Annotated in this window: 10 protein-coding genes; 7 read left to right on the top strand and 3 right to left on the bottom strand. The window is 73.3% G+C overall.

Going from position 1 to position 15,441, the window contains the following annotated elements; genetic code table 11:
• Positions 1–12: 12 nt before the first annotated feature.
• The 4 genes from ACFY4B_RS03255 to ACFY4B_RS03240 are packed head-to-tail and all read left to right on the top strand — an operon-like array spanning position 13 to position 3,957.
• Entirely contained in the window at positions 13–975 is a 963-nt protein-coding gene (locus ACFY4B_RS03255; RefSeq protein ID WP_074002328.1) for an ABC transporter permease, read from the top strand.
• Positions 972–1,958, top strand: a complete 987-nt coding sequence (locus ACFY4B_RS03250) for an ABC transporter permease (RefSeq protein WP_049651590.1) — start codon at positions 972–974, stop codon at positions 1,956–1,958. Before ACFY4B_RS03255 ends, ACFY4B_RS03250 begins: the two co-directional genes overlap by 4 nt.
• Complete coding sequence (locus ACFY4B_RS03245; RefSeq protein ID WP_049651589.1) at positions 1,958–2,956, top strand: ABC transporter ATP-binding protein; 999 nt, start codon at positions 1,958–1,960, stop codon at positions 2,954–2,956. Before ACFY4B_RS03250 ends, ACFY4B_RS03245 begins: the two co-directional genes overlap by 1 nt.
• On the top strand, positions 2,956–3,957 hold the full coding sequence (locus ACFY4B_RS03240; protein WP_049651588.1) for an ABC transporter ATP-binding protein: 1,002 nt from the start codon (positions 2,956–2,958) through the stop codon (positions 3,955–3,957). The genes ACFY4B_RS03245 and ACFY4B_RS03240 overlap by 1 nt, the downstream gene beginning before the upstream one ends.
• A 150-nt stretch (positions 3,958–4,107) precedes the next feature.
• On the opposite strand, the gene soxR is transcribed toward ACFY4B_RS03240, so the two are convergent.
• Entirely contained in the window at positions 4,108–4,581 is a 474-nt protein-coding gene (gene soxR / locus ACFY4B_RS03235; RefSeq protein ID WP_049651587.1) for a redox-sensitive transcriptional activator SoxR, read from the bottom strand.
• Between the two features lie 65 nt (positions 4,582–4,646).
• Between soxR and ACFY4B_RS03230 the strand changes: the two genes are divergently transcribed.
• Positions 4,647–6,104, top strand: coding sequence for an MFS transporter (locus ACFY4B_RS03230; RefSeq protein ID WP_387966325.1), 1,458 nt, complete (start codon positions 4,647–4,649; stop codon positions 6,102–6,104).
• 142 nt (positions 6,105–6,246) lie between these two features.
• On the opposite strand, the gene ACFY4B_RS03225 is transcribed toward ACFY4B_RS03230, so the two are convergent.
• Together ACFY4B_RS03225 and ACFY4B_RS03220 are read right to left on the bottom strand one after the other, a co-directional pair.
• The gene (locus ACFY4B_RS03225) at positions 6,247–8,613 is read right to left on the bottom strand and encodes an immune inhibitor A domain-containing protein (protein ID WP_387966324.1); all 2,367 of its coding nucleotides are present in this window, start codon (positions 8,611–8,613) and stop codon (positions 6,247–6,249) included.
• 182 nt (positions 8,614–8,795) lie between these two features.
• Complete coding sequence (locus ACFY4B_RS03220) at positions 8,796–10,862, bottom strand: prolyl oligopeptidase family serine peptidase (RefSeq protein WP_387966323.1); 2,067 nt, start codon at positions 10,860–10,862, stop codon at positions 8,796–8,798.
• Positions 10,863–10,954: 92 nt separating this feature from the next.
• On the opposite strand from ACFY4B_RS03220, the gene ACFY4B_RS03215 reads away from it, so the two are divergent.
• Positions 10,955–12,127, top strand: a complete 1,173-nt coding sequence (locus tag ACFY4B_RS03215) for an aminotransferase class V-fold PLP-dependent enzyme (RefSeq protein WP_241852864.1) — start codon at positions 10,955–10,957, stop codon at positions 12,125–12,127.
• Between the two features lie 269 nt (positions 12,128–12,396).
• Complete coding sequence (locus ACFY4B_RS03210; protein WP_049651584.1) at positions 12,397–15,252, top strand: RNA helicase; 2,856 nt, start codon at positions 12,397–12,399, stop codon at positions 15,250–15,252.
• Positions 15,253–15,441: the final 189 nt, after the last annotated feature.

The raw sequence follows: 15,441 nt of genomic DNA, 5'->3' as shown, positions 1-15,441 counted from the left end.
GGGCCGGCAGCGATGAGTACCACCACTGAGCCCGCCGCCGTGGCCGACGCCACGGCGGGGGGCGCCAAGAAGAGCGCCGGGCGCGGGCCCTGGCGGCTGGTCTGGGACCAGCTGTGGGCCAAGGGCTCGGCCCGGTTCGGGCTGATCACCGTCGGCGTGCTGATCCTGGTCACCGCGCTGGCCGGACCGCTCAGCGCCCTCGGCGGCTGGACCCCGGAGGAGTTCGACAAGCGCGCCGTCGACCCGTACCTGGGCGGCGTGCCCCGGGGCGACTTCGGCGGCATCAGCGCCCGGCACTGGCTGGGCGTCGAGCCGGGCAGCGGCCGCGACCTGTTCGCCCGGGTGCTGCACGGCGGTCAGGTGTCCCTGCTGATCGCGTTCACCGCGACCGCCGTGGTCGTGATCGCCGGCACCCTGGCCGGCATCGCGGCGGGCTACTTCGGCGGGCGCGTCGACACCCTGCTGTCCCGGCTGATGGACCTCACGATGTCCTTCCCCTCGCTGATCTTCATGATCGCGATGATGTCGGTGGCCAAGGACGTCAACCGGATCCTGCTGATCACCCTGGTGATCGGGCTGTTCACCTGGCCCGGCATCGCCCGGGTGGTGCGCGGCCAGACCCTCTCGCTCAAGCACCGCGAGTACGTCGAGGCCGCCAAGGTCGGCGGGGCGCGCTCCTGGCGCATCCTCACCCGCGAGATCCTGCCGAACGTCTCCGGCCCGATCATCGCCTACACCACCCTGCTCGTCCCCGGCATGATCGCCACCGAGGCCGCGCTCAGCTACCTCGGCGTGGGCGTCCGCCCGCCGACCGCGTCCTGGGGCCAGATGATCGCCGAGAGCATCGTGCACTACGAGACCGACCCGACCTACTTCCTGATCCCGACCGCCTTCCTGTTCGTCGCCGTGCTCGCCTTCACCCTGCTCGGCGACGCGCTGCGCGACATCCTCGACCCCCGGGGAGGCCGGTCGTGATCCTCTACCTCGGCCGCCGGCTGCTCGGCGTGGCGGGCATCCTGCTCGCCATCTGCGCCATCACCTTCACCATCTTCTACCTGCTGCCCAACGACCCGGCAGCGGCCGCCTGCGGCAAGACCTGCAGCCCCGAGCGGCTCGCCGACGTCAAGTCGGCGATGGGCCTGGACAAGCCGGTCTGGGACCAGTTCCTCGCCTACCTCGGCGGCATCTTCGCCGGCCGCGACTACGGCTCCGGCCCCAGCGCGGTGCACTGCGGCTTCCCCTGCCTCGGCTACTCCTACGAGTACGGGCTGCCGGTCTGGGACCTGCTCACCGACCGGCTGCCGGTCTCCATCTCGCTGGCCCTCGGCGCGGCCGTGCTCTGGCTGGTCCTCGGCCTCGGCGCGGGCGTCACCTCGGCGCTGCGCAAGGGCAGGCCGATCGACAAGACCCTGATGGTGCTGTCCGTCGGCACCGCCTCGCTGCCGGTCTACTTCACCTCGATCATGCTGATCTGGGGCCTGGTCAGGACGGCCGGCGTGCTGCCCTACCCCTCGTACCACAAGTTCACCGAGAACCCCTTCGAATGGGGCTCCAACCTGCTGCTGCCGTGGATCGCGCTGGCCCTGCTGTACGCGGCCATGTACGCCCGGCAGAGCCGCAACTCGATGATCGAGGCGATGGCCGAGCCGTACATCCGCACTGCCCGGGCCAAGGGCCTGCCGCCGCGGACGGTCACCGTCAAGCACGGGCTGCGCTCCGGGATGACGCCGATCCTGACCATCTTCGGCATGGACCTCGGCGGCCTGCTGGCCGGCGCGGTCATCACCGAGTCGATCTTCGGTCTGCCCGGCGTCGGCCGGCTGTTCTACGACGGGCTGGCCCGTTCCGACCAGCCCGTGATCCTCGGCGTCACCCTGCTCGCGGCCTTCTTCATCGTCGCGGCGAACCTGCTGGTCGACCTGCTCTACGCGTTCGTCGACCCGAGAGTGAGGTACTGATGACCAGGCTGTTGGAGGTCGAGGACCTCAAGGTCGCCTTCGACACCCCGCGCGGCACCGTCCGCGCGGTCGACGGGATCTCCTTCGCCGTCGAGGCCGGTCGCACCCTCGGGCTGGTCGGCGAGTCGGGCAGCGGGAAGTCCGTCACCTCGCTCGCCGTCATGGGCCTGCACCGCGGCGCCGCCGTCACCGGCTCGATCCGGCTGAACGGGCAGGAGCTGAACGGGCTCGGGGAGCGGGAGCTGGGCACCGTCAGGGGCCGCCGGATCGCGATGATCTTCCAGGACCCGCTGTCCAGCCTGCACCCCTTCTACACCGTCGGGGAGCAGATCGCCGAGCACTACCGGGTGCACTTCAAGGCCAACCGCAAGGCCGGGCGGGCCAAGGCGGTGGAGATGCTGGCCGAGGTCGGCATCCCGGAGCCGGCCCGCCGGGTCGACGAGTACCCGCACCAGTTCTCCGGCGGCATGCGCCAGCGCGTCATGATCGCCATGGCGCTCGCCTGCGAGCCCGAGCTGCTGATCGCCGACGAGCCCACCACGGCGCTCGACGTCACCGTCCAGGCGCAGATCCTCGACCTGATCGCCCGGATCCAGCAGGAGCGCGGCCTCGGCGTCGTGATGATCACCCACGACCTCGGCGTGGTCGCCCGGGTCGCCCACGAGGTGCTGGTCATGTACGGCGGCCGGGCCGCCGAACAGGCCCCGGTGGACCGGCTGTTCGCGCAGCCCGCGCACCCGTACACGCGCGGCCTGCTGGACTCGCTGCCACGCCTGGACGACACCGACGACGCCCCGCTGCGGGCCATCCCCGGCAGCCCGCCGTCGCTGATCGCCCCCGCCCCCGGCTGCTCCTTCGCCCCGCGCTGCGCCCGCACCACCGCGGCGTCCGCCGAGGAGCACTCCCGCTGCCTGGCCGAGCGCCCCGTGCTCGACCGGCTCGCCCCCGGCCACCAGGCCGCCTGCCACCTGCCGCTGGTGCCGGAAGGGGTGCTGTGATGACCACACCGTCGACGAAGGACGCGGCCGGACCGCTGCTGTCCGTACGGGACCTGGTGAAGACCTTCCCCGGCCGGCGGAGCCGCACCGGGCGCCCCGGTGCGCCGGTCCGGGCGGTGGACGGGGTGAGCTTCGACGTCGGCGCGGGCGAGACGCTCGGCCTGGTCGGCGAGTCCGGCTGCGGCAAGTCCACCACCGGGCGGATGATCGTCCGGCTGCTCGACCCGACCTCGGGCACCGTCACCTTCGACGGCACCGAGATCGGCGGGCTCTCCCAGGCCCGGCTGCGGCCGCACCGGCGCGACCTCCAGATGGTCTTCCAGGACCCGTACTCCTCGCTCAACCCCCGGCAGACGGTGGCCCGGATCATCTCCGAGCCGCTGCTCGTCCAGGGCGAGAGCGCGGCGGCCGCGCGCAAGCGGGCCGCCGAGCTGATGGAGCTGGTCGGGCTGATCCCCGAGCACCTGGACCGCTACCCGCACGAGTTCTCCGGCGGCCAGGCCCAGCGCATCGGCATCGCCCGCTCGCTGGCCACCTCGCCGCGGCTGGTGATCGCCGACGAGCCGGTCTCCGCGCTGGACGTCTCCATCCAGGCCCAGGTGGTCAACCTGATGGAGCGGCTCCAGCAGGAGCTCGGGCTGGCGTACGTGTTCATCGCGCACGACCTCTCGGTGGTCAAGCGGGTCTGCGACCGGGTCGCGGTGATGTACCTGGGCCGGATCGTGGAGATCGGCGACAAGGCCGAGGTGTACGGCAGCCCCGCGCACCCGTACACCAGGGCGCTGCTGTCCGCCGTCCCGCTGCCCGACCCGGAGGCGGAGCGCACCCGGGAGCGGATCGTGCTGCTCGGCGACCCGCCGAGCCCGGCCGACCCGCCGCCCGGCTGCACCTTCCACCCGCGCTGCCCGAAGGCCCAGGACCTGTGCCGGACCGAGCGGCCGCTGCTGCGGATCGCCGGGCCCGGCGAGCGGCAGGCGGCCTGCCACTTCCCGGAGGTCTGAGCCGCACAAGCCCCCGGTCGGACGCGGCGGGGAACCCTGCGAGGGCCGCGTCCGGCCGGGTTCCAACCCCTTCCCCGCCCGCGCGTCGACGGCGTCCCACGCGTCGACGGCGCCTCACTCCTCGATGGCGTCCCACGCGTCGACGGCGTTTCACTCCTCGACGGGCAGCAGGCCCTCCTCCGGCAGCAGCCGGCGGGGGCCCGGCCCCTCGGCGGCCAGCTCGTCCCCCGGGTTGAGCACCCGGCAGCGGCGCAGCGACACGCAGCCGCAGCCGATGCAGCCGGTCAGCTCGTCCTCCAGCCGCTCCAGCTCGGCCCGGCGGGCGCGCAGCTGCTCGGCCCAGCGCCGGGAGATGCGCTCCCAGTCGTGCTTGCCGGGCATCCGGTCCTCGGGCAGGCCGGTGAAGACCTCGGCGACCTCGGAGAGCGGGATGCCGAGCCGCTTGGCGACCAGGATGAGCGAGATCCGGCGCAGCACGTGCCGCCGGTAGCGCCGCTGGTTGCCGGCCGTGCGCTCGGAGGAGATCAGCCCCTGGTCCTCGTAGAAGCGCACCGCCGAGGTGGCGATCCCGGCCCGCCGGGCCACCTCCCCGACGCTCAGCAGGTCGACCGGCGCGGTGGTCATGGCGACTCCTCGGTTCCTTCGGCTTCCTTGACTTCAAGTTCCCTTGAAGTCCTAGCGTACCGGACGTGACCGAATCATCTGCCGTAGTGACCGACACCTCCCCTGCTGAGCAGGGCAGTTACGCACCGGAGTCGCAGTCCGCCGGGGCCGCCGCCGGGTGGCGCGAACTCTTCTCCCGCCGGTACGCCGCCCCCGCCTCGATCCTGGCCGGCGGCGTCGCGCTGTACGCGATGAACCTCTACTTCACCGCCGCGCTGATGCCCTCGATCGTCGCCGACATCGGCGGCGAGCGGTACTACGCGTGGGTGGCCACCGGCTTCCTGATGGCCGCCGTGATCGCCTCGATGCTGGTCAGCCGGCTGCTGGAGCGCCTCGGCGCGGCCCGGGCCTACGTCCTGGGCTTCCTGGTCTTCGGCGCCGGCGCCGTGGTCAACGCGCTCAGCCCGTCGATGGCGGCGCTGATCCTCGGCCGGGTGGTGCAGGGCCTCGGCGGCGGGCTGGTGGCCGGGCTCGGCTACGCGGTGATCCGCAGCGCCCTGCCCGAGCGGCTGTGGACCCGCGCGGCCGGACTGGTCTCCGCGATGTGGGGCGTCGGCACCCTGGTCGGGCCGTCGCTGGGCGGGCTCTTCGCCCAGCTCGGCGCGTGGCGCGGGGCGTACGTCCTGCTGCTGGCCGCCGCGCTGGTGCTGGCGGTGCTGGCCCGCCGGGTGCTGCCCGGGCGCTCCGGCGCGGGTCGGGGCGGCGGCCCGGTGCCGCTGCCCTCGCTGCTGCTGCTCACCCTGGCGGCGGCCGTCTTCAGCGTCAGCTCGACCGTGCCGTCCGGCTGGCCGACGGCGCTCTGCCTGCTCGCCGGACTGGCGCTGCTGGTGGGCTTCGCGGTGGTCGAGCGGCGCTCGGCGGCGACGGTGCTGCCGCGGCAGACCTACCGGCCCGGCAACCCCCTGAAGTGGCTCTACCTGACCGTCGCGGTGCTCTGCGCGGGCGTGGTGACGGAGAACTTCATCCCGCTGTTCGGCCAGCAGCTGGGCGGCCTCGGCCCGCTGGTGGCCGGCTTCCTCGGCGCCGCCACCTCGGCCGGCTGGACCGCCGCCCAGCTGTTCAGCGTCGGGATCGAGTCGGCCCGCGGCCGGGCCCTGGCGATCCGGGTCGCCCCGCTGGTGCTGGTCGGCGGCCTGCTGGTGTACGGGCTGTCGCAGACCGGGCACGCCTCCGGGCTCCGGGTGCTGCTCTGGGCGGTGGCGCTGTTCGCCGCCGGCACCGGGATAGGCCTGGCCTTCCCGCACCTGAGCGTGGCCGCGATGCGCAGCAGCAGCGACCCGGCCGAGGGCGGCAAGGCGGCCGCGGCGATCAACACCACCCAGCTGATCGCCTTCTCGGTGACCTCGGCGCTGGCCGGCACCCTGGTCAACCTGGGCGGGGACAGCCCGGTCGACTCGGCCCGGTACATGACCTTCGGGATCGCCGCGATCACCGTCCTGGGGGTGGTCACCGCCGCGCGCACCGCGCGCAGCCTGGGGCGCTGACCCCGGGTACCCGGCTAGCCTCGGGCGCATGAGCAGGCCCCGGGCGCATGAGCAGGCCCCGGGCGCACGAGCAGGCCCCGGGCACACGAGCAGGCCCCGGATCCCTTTTCGTCGGGGGGATCCGGGGCCCTTCACGTACCGGTCAGGAGGCCGGGCCCACCCGGACGGTGGTGATCCTGCCGCCCTGGGACTCCCGGACGACCTCGATCTTCGTGTTGGTGTCCGGGACCTTCACCGTCAGCTGCGGCGTGGCCGGGTCGCCGTACACCCCGGTGCGGTCGTTGAACACCGGGACGGCCGGCTTCGACGGGACGCGCACCGCGACGCCGCCCTTGTGCAGGGTGAACGCCGTGGTCGGCTTGAGCGAGAAGGTCGCGTCGTAGGTCTGCGCCCGCCCGTTGACCAGCGTCCCGTCGGCGAAGCGGATCGGCGCCGGACGGGCGTCGATCGGCAGGATCAGCCCGCCGCCGGGGTGGTCCTTGGTGTTGTTGTCACCGTACGAGGTGTCCCACAGCCAGATCAGGACGCCCTCCTGGTACGGGTAGTTGTCCACCACGTTGGCCTTGCCCGCGACGCCGCTGTAGCCGAAGTTGTACGGGCCGGTCTTCAGGAACTCGCCGTAGCCGGTGTAGCGGCGGTTCTCGGCGAGGTACGCGCGCGGGTGCTGCTTGACGGCGGTGCGGCCGTCGATGACCGTGAAGCCGCCGGCCGTCCAGCCGTTCGCGCCGTTCTCGGCGCCGTCGGCGAACAGCACGGCGGCGCCGGCGGTGGCCTTGACGGCGTCCACCAGCACGCCCCGGCCGTGGGTGTTGCCGTCCGAGGTGACGTGGAAGCGCAGCCGGACCTGCTGGCCGAGGTAGCCGTCCAGCGGGATGTGCAGCTGCTTGTAGCTGCCGGAACTGCCGCTCAGCCCGGGGGTGTTGGCGCTGGTGTTGCCGATCGGGGCGCCGTCCACGGTGCCGCCGAGGGAGGTCCAGTGCTTGCCCTGGTCGGTGGAGGCCTCGACGGTCAGGAAGTCGTAGTCCTGCTCGGTGTCGTACCAGACCGCCGCGTCCAGGGCGGCCGGGCCGGCGGCGGTGCGCAGGTCGACGTCCCGGGCCAGGGAGTTGTCGAGGTTGTCGCCGGTGTCGCTCCACCACTGCCGGCCGCCCTCGTACGGGTCGGCGAGGTCGGTGCGGGTGGTGCCGTCCGGCAGGTGGACCAGGACGGCCTGGGCCTGGTCGGTGTTGTAGCTGCTCACCCCGAGCGCGTGGGTGGAGCGGGTGGCGGCCTGCGCCTCGTCGTAGTCGAGCCAGCCGAACTGCAGCTTGCTCCAGGCGTCGAGGTCGCCGGGGTAGCCGCCGGTGGTGTTCGGACCCTTGCCCAGGTAGGAGCCGGAGGACATCAGCGACCAGAAGTTGACGCTGTTGTCACCGCCGTTGGTGGGGTACAGGTCGGGCAGGCCGAGGTTGTGGCCGAACTCGTGGGCGAACAGGCCGACGCCGCTGTTCTCGCCAGCCTGGACGTAGTCGTAGACGTACAGGCCGGTGTCGCCGACGGGGGCGCCGCCGATCTTGTTGCCCTCCGGACCGGTCTGCCCGGTCGCGTCCGGGAAGGTCCAACTGCGGTGCGCCCACAGCGCGTCGGCGCCCTGGGCGCCGCCGCCCCAGGTCTCGTCCACGCCCGCGTGCACCACGACGACGTTGTCCAGGTAGCCGTCCGGCTGGGCGAACTCACCGTTCTTGTCGTGGTCGTAGCGGTCGTAGACGTCGTACTGGGCGAGCTGCGCCTTGATGTCGGCGGCGGAGCGGCCCTTGGCGACCTCGCCGTCGTACCAGGCCTTCACGGCGTCCCGGATGAACTCCTGGCCCTGGGTCCAGGCGCCGGAGCCCTGCGGGCCCTTGTTGCTGCCGTAGCGGGCCTCGTTGTACGGGACGGTGACCCAGTCGCTGACGGTGCCCTCGACGTCGTACCGGCCGGAGGACTGGGTGCGGTAGTAGTTGCGCATCGACACCGCGCCGGGCGTGTCGTCGAAGAACATCTTCTGGTAGTAGCCGCGGTCGAAGTCCTGCGACCACAGGGTGTGGTTGTCGTCCTTGCCCGGCTTGGGGATCTGGTTGTGGGCCGGGCCGGGGGTGCCGCCGTAGCGGGGCTGGCCGTTCCACTGGGTGGTGTTGTCGACCTGGTCGCCGAACTGGGCGAGGATCACGAAGACCTTGTCCGTGCGCTGGTGCGCGAGCTGGACGTAGTCGTTGCCGACCTTCACCTTCGCCGGGGCCCGCTTGCCGGCGGCCTTGGCGACGGTGCCCTTGTTGAGCTGTTCCAGGGCCTTGCCGCGCAGCGCCTGGCGCTCGCGCTCCTGGGGCGCGAGCGGGGCCGGCGGGGCCTCGGCGCCCTGTTGGGCGTCGGCGGACGCGGCGGCGAGGGTGGCGGGGGTCGGGGGTGCGGCCTGGGCGGGGGTGCCCAGCAGGGTGGCCGCTATCGCACTCGTGGTGAGTGCGGCGGCGAGGGCCGCGGACAGTCTGCGCAACTGACCGGTCCTTTCCGGGGGATGGGGGTGCCTCGGTCATCGGTAGGTGAAGCGCAGGTAATATTTCACATGTCACGGGTTACGTGAAAGAGGTGTGCGGCAAGCGGAAGGGCGCCGCACCCGGAGGTGCGGCGCCCTTCGACTGCCGGGCCGTCACCCGGCGGCCCCGACGCCGCTGCGGATCAGCCCAAGGAGGCCCGCAGGAAGGCGAGTTCGGCCTGGGCCAGCTGCTCCAGCAGCCCGCCCGGGGTCATGTGGGTGGCGCCGGGCAGCGGCAGCACGTTGTGCGGGCGGCCGGCCCGGGTGAGCGCCTGGGAGAGCAGCAGGGTGTGCGAGGGGTGGACGTTGTCGTCGGCCAGCCCGTGGATCAGCAGCAGCGGCCTGCTCAGGCCGGGCGCGTCGGGGAGCAGGCAGTCGTCGGCGTAGCCCTCCGGGTTCTCCTGCGGCAGGCCGAGGTAGCGCTCGGTGTACGCGGTGTCGTAGAGCCGGAAGTCGGTGGGCGGGGCGCCCGCGCAGGCGGCGTGGAAGACGTCCGGGCGGCGTAGCACGGCGAGCGCCGCGAAGTAGCCGCCGTACGACCAGCCGCGCACGCCGACCCGGCCGAGGTCGAGGTCCGGGTGCCGCTCGGCGAGCGCGTGCAGCGCGTCGACCTGGTCGTCCAGCGCCACCTGGGACATCCGCCGGAAGATGGTGCGGGAGAAGTCCGGGGAGACGAACGGGGTGCCGCCGTTGTCGACGGTGACCACCGCGAAGCCCTGGTCGGCCCACCACTGCTTGAGCTGCCAGCGGCGCGGCTCGGCGGCCACCGCCTGGTAGCCGGGCCCGCCGTAGACGTCCAGCAGGACGGGCAGCCGGGTGCCGGGGACGTGGCCGCGCGGGTACACCACGGCGCTGGGCAGGGCGCGTTCGGTGACCCGGGCGAGCTGCGGCTCCACCCGGTGGGGCAGCGGCTCGCTGAGGTCGGTGAGCGCCAGCTCGTGGCCGTCGCGGCTGATGACGCGCCGGAAGCCGTCGGCGGTGGCCGAGGTGAGCAGCAGGGTGTCGGCGGCGGCGAGCGCCGAGTGCAGGCCGGGGCCGGAGGCGAGCGGCTCGGGTGCGCCGCCGTCCGGGTCGACCAGGTGGACGTACTGGTCGAACGGGTCGCCCTCGCCGGTCTCGCAGAGCAGCCGGCCGTGCAGCCGGCCGACGACCCGGCGGATCTGCAGGCCGGTGGTGTCCAGCGGCTTGCCGTCCAGCGCGAGGCCGCGGGCCTGCGGGGTGTCGTGGACGGTGAGCAGCCGGCCGTCGGCCAGCCGGGCGGGGGTGCCGGGCAGGTCGTCCACCCAGAACTCGTCGGTGGTGCGGGAGAGTTCGGCGGTGTCACCGGTGGCCGGGTCGGCGCTCAGCAGCAGCACGTTCTGCTGCAGGCGGTCGGCGACGGTGAGCAGCACCTCCTCGGTGGAGGCCCAGGAGGCGGCGCAGAGGTACGGGAACTCCTCGGTGTCCCAGCGCAGTCGGACCCGGGTGCCGTCGAGGCCGAGCACCCAGAGCTGGACGTCCGCGTTGGGGCCGCCGGCCTGCGGGTAGGCGAAGTCCTCGGGGGCCTCGCCGGGGTGCGCCGGGTCGGCGAAGTACCGTCGGGGGACGGCGGATTCGTCGACCCGGGCGGCCAGCAGCGCGCCGCCGTCCGGGCGCCACCAGTGGCCCCGGTGGCGGCCGAGCTCCTCGGCGGCGGCGAACTCGGCGACGCCCCAGCGGGCGCCGTCGGCGGGGGAGAGCGGTTCGAGGCCGGGGGTGACGTACAGGGCGTCCTCGGCGACGTAGGCGACGCGCTGTCCGGTGGCGTCCGGCCGGGGGTCGAACGCGGGCCCGGCGACCGGGAGTTCGTCGCTGGTGCCGGCGGTGGTGTCGGTGCGGAACAGCCGGCCGTCCAGGGTGAAGACAGCGGTGGCGAGGTCGGCGGTGGCGGCGTACGTGCCGATCCCGGCGGCGACCAGCCGGCTGCGCTCGCGCAGCCGGCGCTCGACCACGGGCAGGTCGTCGCGCCGGCCGGTGCGGCCGGGCAGCAGCGCGGCCGGGTCGGCGACCAGCCGCTCCTCGCCGGTGGCGGTGTCGAGCAGGTGGAGGCGGTCGACCGGATCCTCCGGACCGCTGGAGCGGAGGAGCAGCAGCCGGGTACCGTCCTCGGCGAAGGTGTACGCACGCGGCGCGCCGAAGGTGAACCGACCGGTACGGGCGCTGAGGGCAAGGAAGGCGTCGGTGATGGTCACGGCCCGATGGTGGTCGCGCGGTGCGTGTCCCGACCAGTAGTCTGTCATGTGAAATGTCACACACCAGTGTGCGCCAGTGAGCGGAGGAAACCGTGATCGAGGACCTGCGGACCGTCGAACCCCCGGCGCCACTGCCCGCCGCCGACGGGCTGTTCAGCGTGTCGCCGCGGACCGCGCACCTGAACCACGGCTCCTTCGGCGCGGTGCCCGTCCCCGTCCAGCGGGCGCAGGACCGGCTGCGCACCGAGCACGAGCAGGACCCGGACGGCTTCTTCGCCGACCTCCCGGCCCGGATCGCCGCCGCCCGCGCCCTGATCGCCGCCGAACTCGACACCGACCCGGACCGGCTCGCGCTCGTCTCCAACGTCACCGAGGCGGTCGCGATCGCCCTCGACAGCATCCCGTTCGCGCCCGGCGACCGGATCCTGGTCACCGACCACGGCTACGGCGCGGTGACCCAGGCCGCCGCCCGCAAGGCCGCCGAGACCGGCGCCGAACTCGTGGTGGCCCCCGTCCCGCTGGACGCCCCCGACGAGCAGGCCGTCCGGGAGGCGGTGCTCGCCGCCGTGGACGGCCGCACCACCGTCGCCGTCCTGGACCAGCTGACCTCGCCCACCGCCCGCCTGGTCGCCGGCCCGGCCCTGCTCGCCGACCTGCGCGCCCGCGGCGTGACCACGGTGGTGGACGGCGCCCACGCCCCCGGCATGCTGCCCGCCCCGATCGACCCGAACGCCGACTTCTGGTTCGGCAACCTGCACAAGTGGGCCTTCGCCCCGCGCGCCACCGGGGTGCTCGCCGTCCGCCCCGAGTGGACCGGCCGGGTGCGCCCGCTGGCACTGTCCTGGGAGCACGACAAGGGCTTCCCGGGCAACGTCGAGTGGCGCGGCACCTGCGACTACACGCCCTGGCTGGCCGCCCCGGCCGGCTTCGAGCTGCTGCGCGGCCTCGGCCACCCGGCGGTGGCCGCCCACAACACCGCCCTCGCCGCGTACGGCCGCCATGCGCTGACCGAGCGGGCCGGCCTGGCGCCGCTGCCCGCGACGCCCGGGGTGTGGATGCGCACCGTCCGGCTGCCGGCCGGGTACGGCGAGACCGAGCCGCAGGTGAAGGCGCTGATGGCCGAGGTGTGGCACCGCTTCGGCACCCGGATCGCCGTCCGCCCCTGGGCCGGCGGCGGGGTGCTGCGGGTCAGCGCGCAGCTGTACAACCGGCCGGAGGAGTACGAGCGGCTGGCCGACGGGCTGGCGGAGCTGCTGAAGGGCTAGGCGCGGCGGTCCTCCCGTGTCGTGGTGGCTCGGACGACGACGGTAGGGAGCCGTCACCGGCCTCCACCAGGAATGACCGGAGACGATCGGGTCTGACTCCGTCCCGATCACTTGAAGACATTTGCAACTATGGATCTGAGAGGGAACTGATCCCGGGAGTGTGCCGAGGGAGTGAATCCGTCGCACGGAAAAACGGTGCTATCGATGTCAGTCCACCCGGGTAACCTCTCGCTGAGATGCGAGATCACACCAATCACACCCGGACGGCGATGAACACCCCCGATCCAGAGCCCCAGGACGACCAGGAGCTCAGCCCCGCCGAGGCGTACGCGGCCAGCCGTCGCCGGGCGCAGGAGCAGGCCACCGCCCTGTACGGCTTCCAGCAGCTGTACGACTTCCCGCTGGACGACTTCCAGCTGGAGGCCTGCGAGACGCTGGAGGCCGGCTCCGGCGTCCTCGTCGCCGCCCCCACCGGCTCCGGGAAGACGATCGTCGGCGAGTTCGCCGTGCACCTGGCCCTGGCCGCGGGCCGCAAGTGCTTCTACACCACGCCGATCAAGGCGCTCTCCAACCAGAAGTACGGCGACCTGGTCAAGCGCTACGGCGCCGCCAAGGTCGGCCTGCTCACCGGCGACAACACCGTCAACGGCGACGCACCCGTGGTGGTGATGACCACCGAGGTGCTGCGCAACATGCTCTACGCGGGCTCCAGCACCCTCGACGGCCTCGGCTACGTCGTGATGGACGAGGTGCACTACCTCGCCGACCGCTTCCGCGGCGCCGTCTGGGAGGAGGTCATCATCCACCTCCCCGAGTCGGTCACCCTCGTCTCGCTCTCCGCGACCGTCTCCAACGCCGAGGAGTTCGGCGACTGGCTGGACACCGTGCGCGGCGGCACCAAGGTGATCGTCTCCGAGACCCGCCCCGTGCCGCTGTGGCAGCACGTGATGGCCGGCAACCGGATGTACGACCTGTTCGCCGACCCGGACCGCGACGGCCGCCCCAAGCACAGCCTGAAGAACCCCGGCAAGGCCGTCAACCCCGAACTGGTCCGGCTCGCCCGCTCCGAACTCGACCGCAACCCGCGCGACCGCTTCGGCCGCGGCCGGGGCCGCTCGATGCCCAACGGCCGTCCCGGCCGGGTCTGGACGCCGGGCCGGGTGGACGTCATCGACCGGCTCGACGCCGAGGGCCTGCTGCCCGCGATCACCTTCATCTTCAGCCGGGCCGGCTGCGAGGCCGCCGTCCAGCAGTGCCTCAGCTCCGGCCTGCGGCTCAACAAGGACTCCGACCGCGCCCTCGTCCGGGCGTTCGTCGAGGAGCGCTGCGCCGACATCCCCGACGAGGACCTGCACGTCCTCGGCTACTTCGAGTGGCTGGACGGGCTGGAGCGCGGCATCGCCGCCCACCACGCCGGGATGCTGCCCCGGTTCAAGGAGGTGGTCGAGGAGCTCTTCGTGAAGGGCCTGGTCAAGGCCGTCTTCGCGACCGAGACCCTGGCGCTCGGCATCAACATGCCCGCCCGCTCGGTGGTCATGGAGAAGCTGGTCAAGTGGAACGGCGAGACCCACGCCGACATCACCCCCGGCGAGTACACCCAGCTCACCGGCCGGGCCGGGCGGCGCGGCATCGACGTCGAGGGCCACGCCGTGGTGCTGTGGCAGCGCGGCCTCGACCCGGAGGCGCTGGCCGGCCTGGCCGGCACCCGCACCTACCCGCTGAAGTCCTCGTTCCGGCCCTCGTACAACATGGCCGTCAACCTGGTCTCCCAGTTCGGCCGGCACCGCTCGCGCGAGCTGCTGGAGACGTCCTTCGCCCAGTTCCAGGCGGACCGCTCGGTGGTCGGCATCGCCCGCCAGGTCCAGCGCAACGAGGAGGGGCTGGAGGGCTACCGCGAGTCGATGACCTGCCACCTCGGCGACTTCGACGCGTACATGGAGCTGCGCCGCAAGCTCAAGGACCGCGAGAACGAGATGGCCCGCGAGGGCAGCAGCCAGCGCCGCGCGGCCGCCGTCGAGTCCATCGAGCAGCTCAAGCCGGGCGACGTCATCCACGTGCCCACCGGCAAGTTCGCCGGCCTCGCCCTGGTCCTCGACCCGGGCCTGCCGCCGGTCAACCGCTCCGGCCGGGGCGGCCCGCGCCACCCCGACTACCAGGACGGCCCGCGCCCGGTGGTGCTCACCGCCGAGCGGCAGGTCAAGCGGCTCGCCATGATCGACTTCCCGCACCCGGTCGTCGCCGTCGACCGGCTGCGCATCCCCAAGTCCTTCAACCCGCGCAGCCCGCAGTCCCGGCGCGACCTCGCCTCGGCGCTGCGCACCAAGGCCGGCCACCTGGAGCCCGAGCGGTTCCGGCGCGGCCGCGCGGCCGCCGCCGACGACCCGGAGATCACCCGGCTGCGCACCGAACTGCGCCAGCACCCCTGCCACGGCTGCTCCGACCGCGAGGACCACGCCCGCTGGGCCGAGCGCTACCACCGGCTGCACCGCGACACCGAACTGCTGGAACGCCGGATGCGCTCGCGCACCCACACCATCGCCCGCACCTTCGACCGGGTCTGCGGGCTGCTCACCGACCTCGGCTACCTCAGCGGGGACACCGTCACCGACGACGGCAAGCGGCTCGGCCGGCTCTACGGCGAACTCGACCTGCTCGCCTCCGAGTGCATCCGCGAAGGCGTCTGGAGCGGCCTGGCCGCCGCCGAACTCGCCGCCTGCGCCTCGGCGCTGGTGTACGAGGCCCGCCAGGCCGACGACGCCGGCGCCCCCCGGGTGCCGGAGGGCGCGGCCAAGGAGGCGCTCGGCAAGATGGTCCGGATCTGGGGCCACCTCGACGCCCTGGAGGAGCAGCACCGGATCAACACCGCCGAGGGCGTCGGCCAGCGCGAGCCCGACCTGGGCTTCGCCTGGGTCGCCTACCGCTGGGCGCTCGGCCACAACCTCGACCAGGTCCTGCGCGACGCCGACATGCCGGCCGGCGACTTCGTCCGCTGGACCAAGCAGCTGATCGACGTCCTGGGCCAGATCCAGGACGCCGCCGGCGAGGACGTCGAACTCCGCAAGACCGCCCGCAAGGCCGTCGACGGCCTCCGCCGCGGCATCATCGCCTACTCCTCCGTCGGCTGACCGCAGCACCCCCGCAAGGGCCCGCCCGCTCACCCACCCGAGCGCGCGGGCCCTTCCGCATCCCCGCCGACGAAGGGAACGGGAAGCCGCTGCCGCCCCACGGCCCCGGCGCCTCCCCAAGGATCAATTCGGGTGGGATGCCGCCAGGCCTGCGGCCTTGGCGGCCGTGCCCCCCCCCCCCCCCCCCCC

This window comes from Kitasatospora sp. NPDC001261 (genome assembly GCF_042896795.1).
Taxonomy (GTDB): domain Bacteria; phylum Actinomycetota; class Actinomycetes; order Streptomycetales; family Streptomycetaceae; genus Kitasatospora.
This window is presented reverse-complemented; position numbering and strand designations above follow the sequence as displayed.

Excerpts from the sequence above, each read along its gene's own strand:
- soxR (WP_049651587.1), bottom strand. The coding sequence starts at position 4,581 with ATGACCACCGCGCCGGTCGACCTGCTGAGCGTCGGGGAGGTGGCCCGG.
- ACFY4B_RS03210 (WP_049651584.1), top strand. The coding sequence starts at position 12,397 with ATGAACACCCCCGATCCAGAGCCCCAGGACGACCAGGAGCTCAGCCCC.
- ACFY4B_RS03245 (WP_049651589.1), top strand. The coding sequence starts at position 1,958 with ATGACCAGGCTGTTGGAGGTCGAGGACCTCAAGGTCGCCTTCGACACC.
- ACFY4B_RS03240 (WP_049651588.1), top strand. The coding sequence starts at position 2,956 with ATGACCACACCGTCGACGAAGGACGCGGCCGGACCGCTGCTGTCCGTA.
- ACFY4B_RS03255 (WP_074002328.1), top strand. The coding sequence starts at position 13 with ATGAGTACCACCACTGAGCCCGCCGCCGTGGCCGACGCCACGGCGGGG.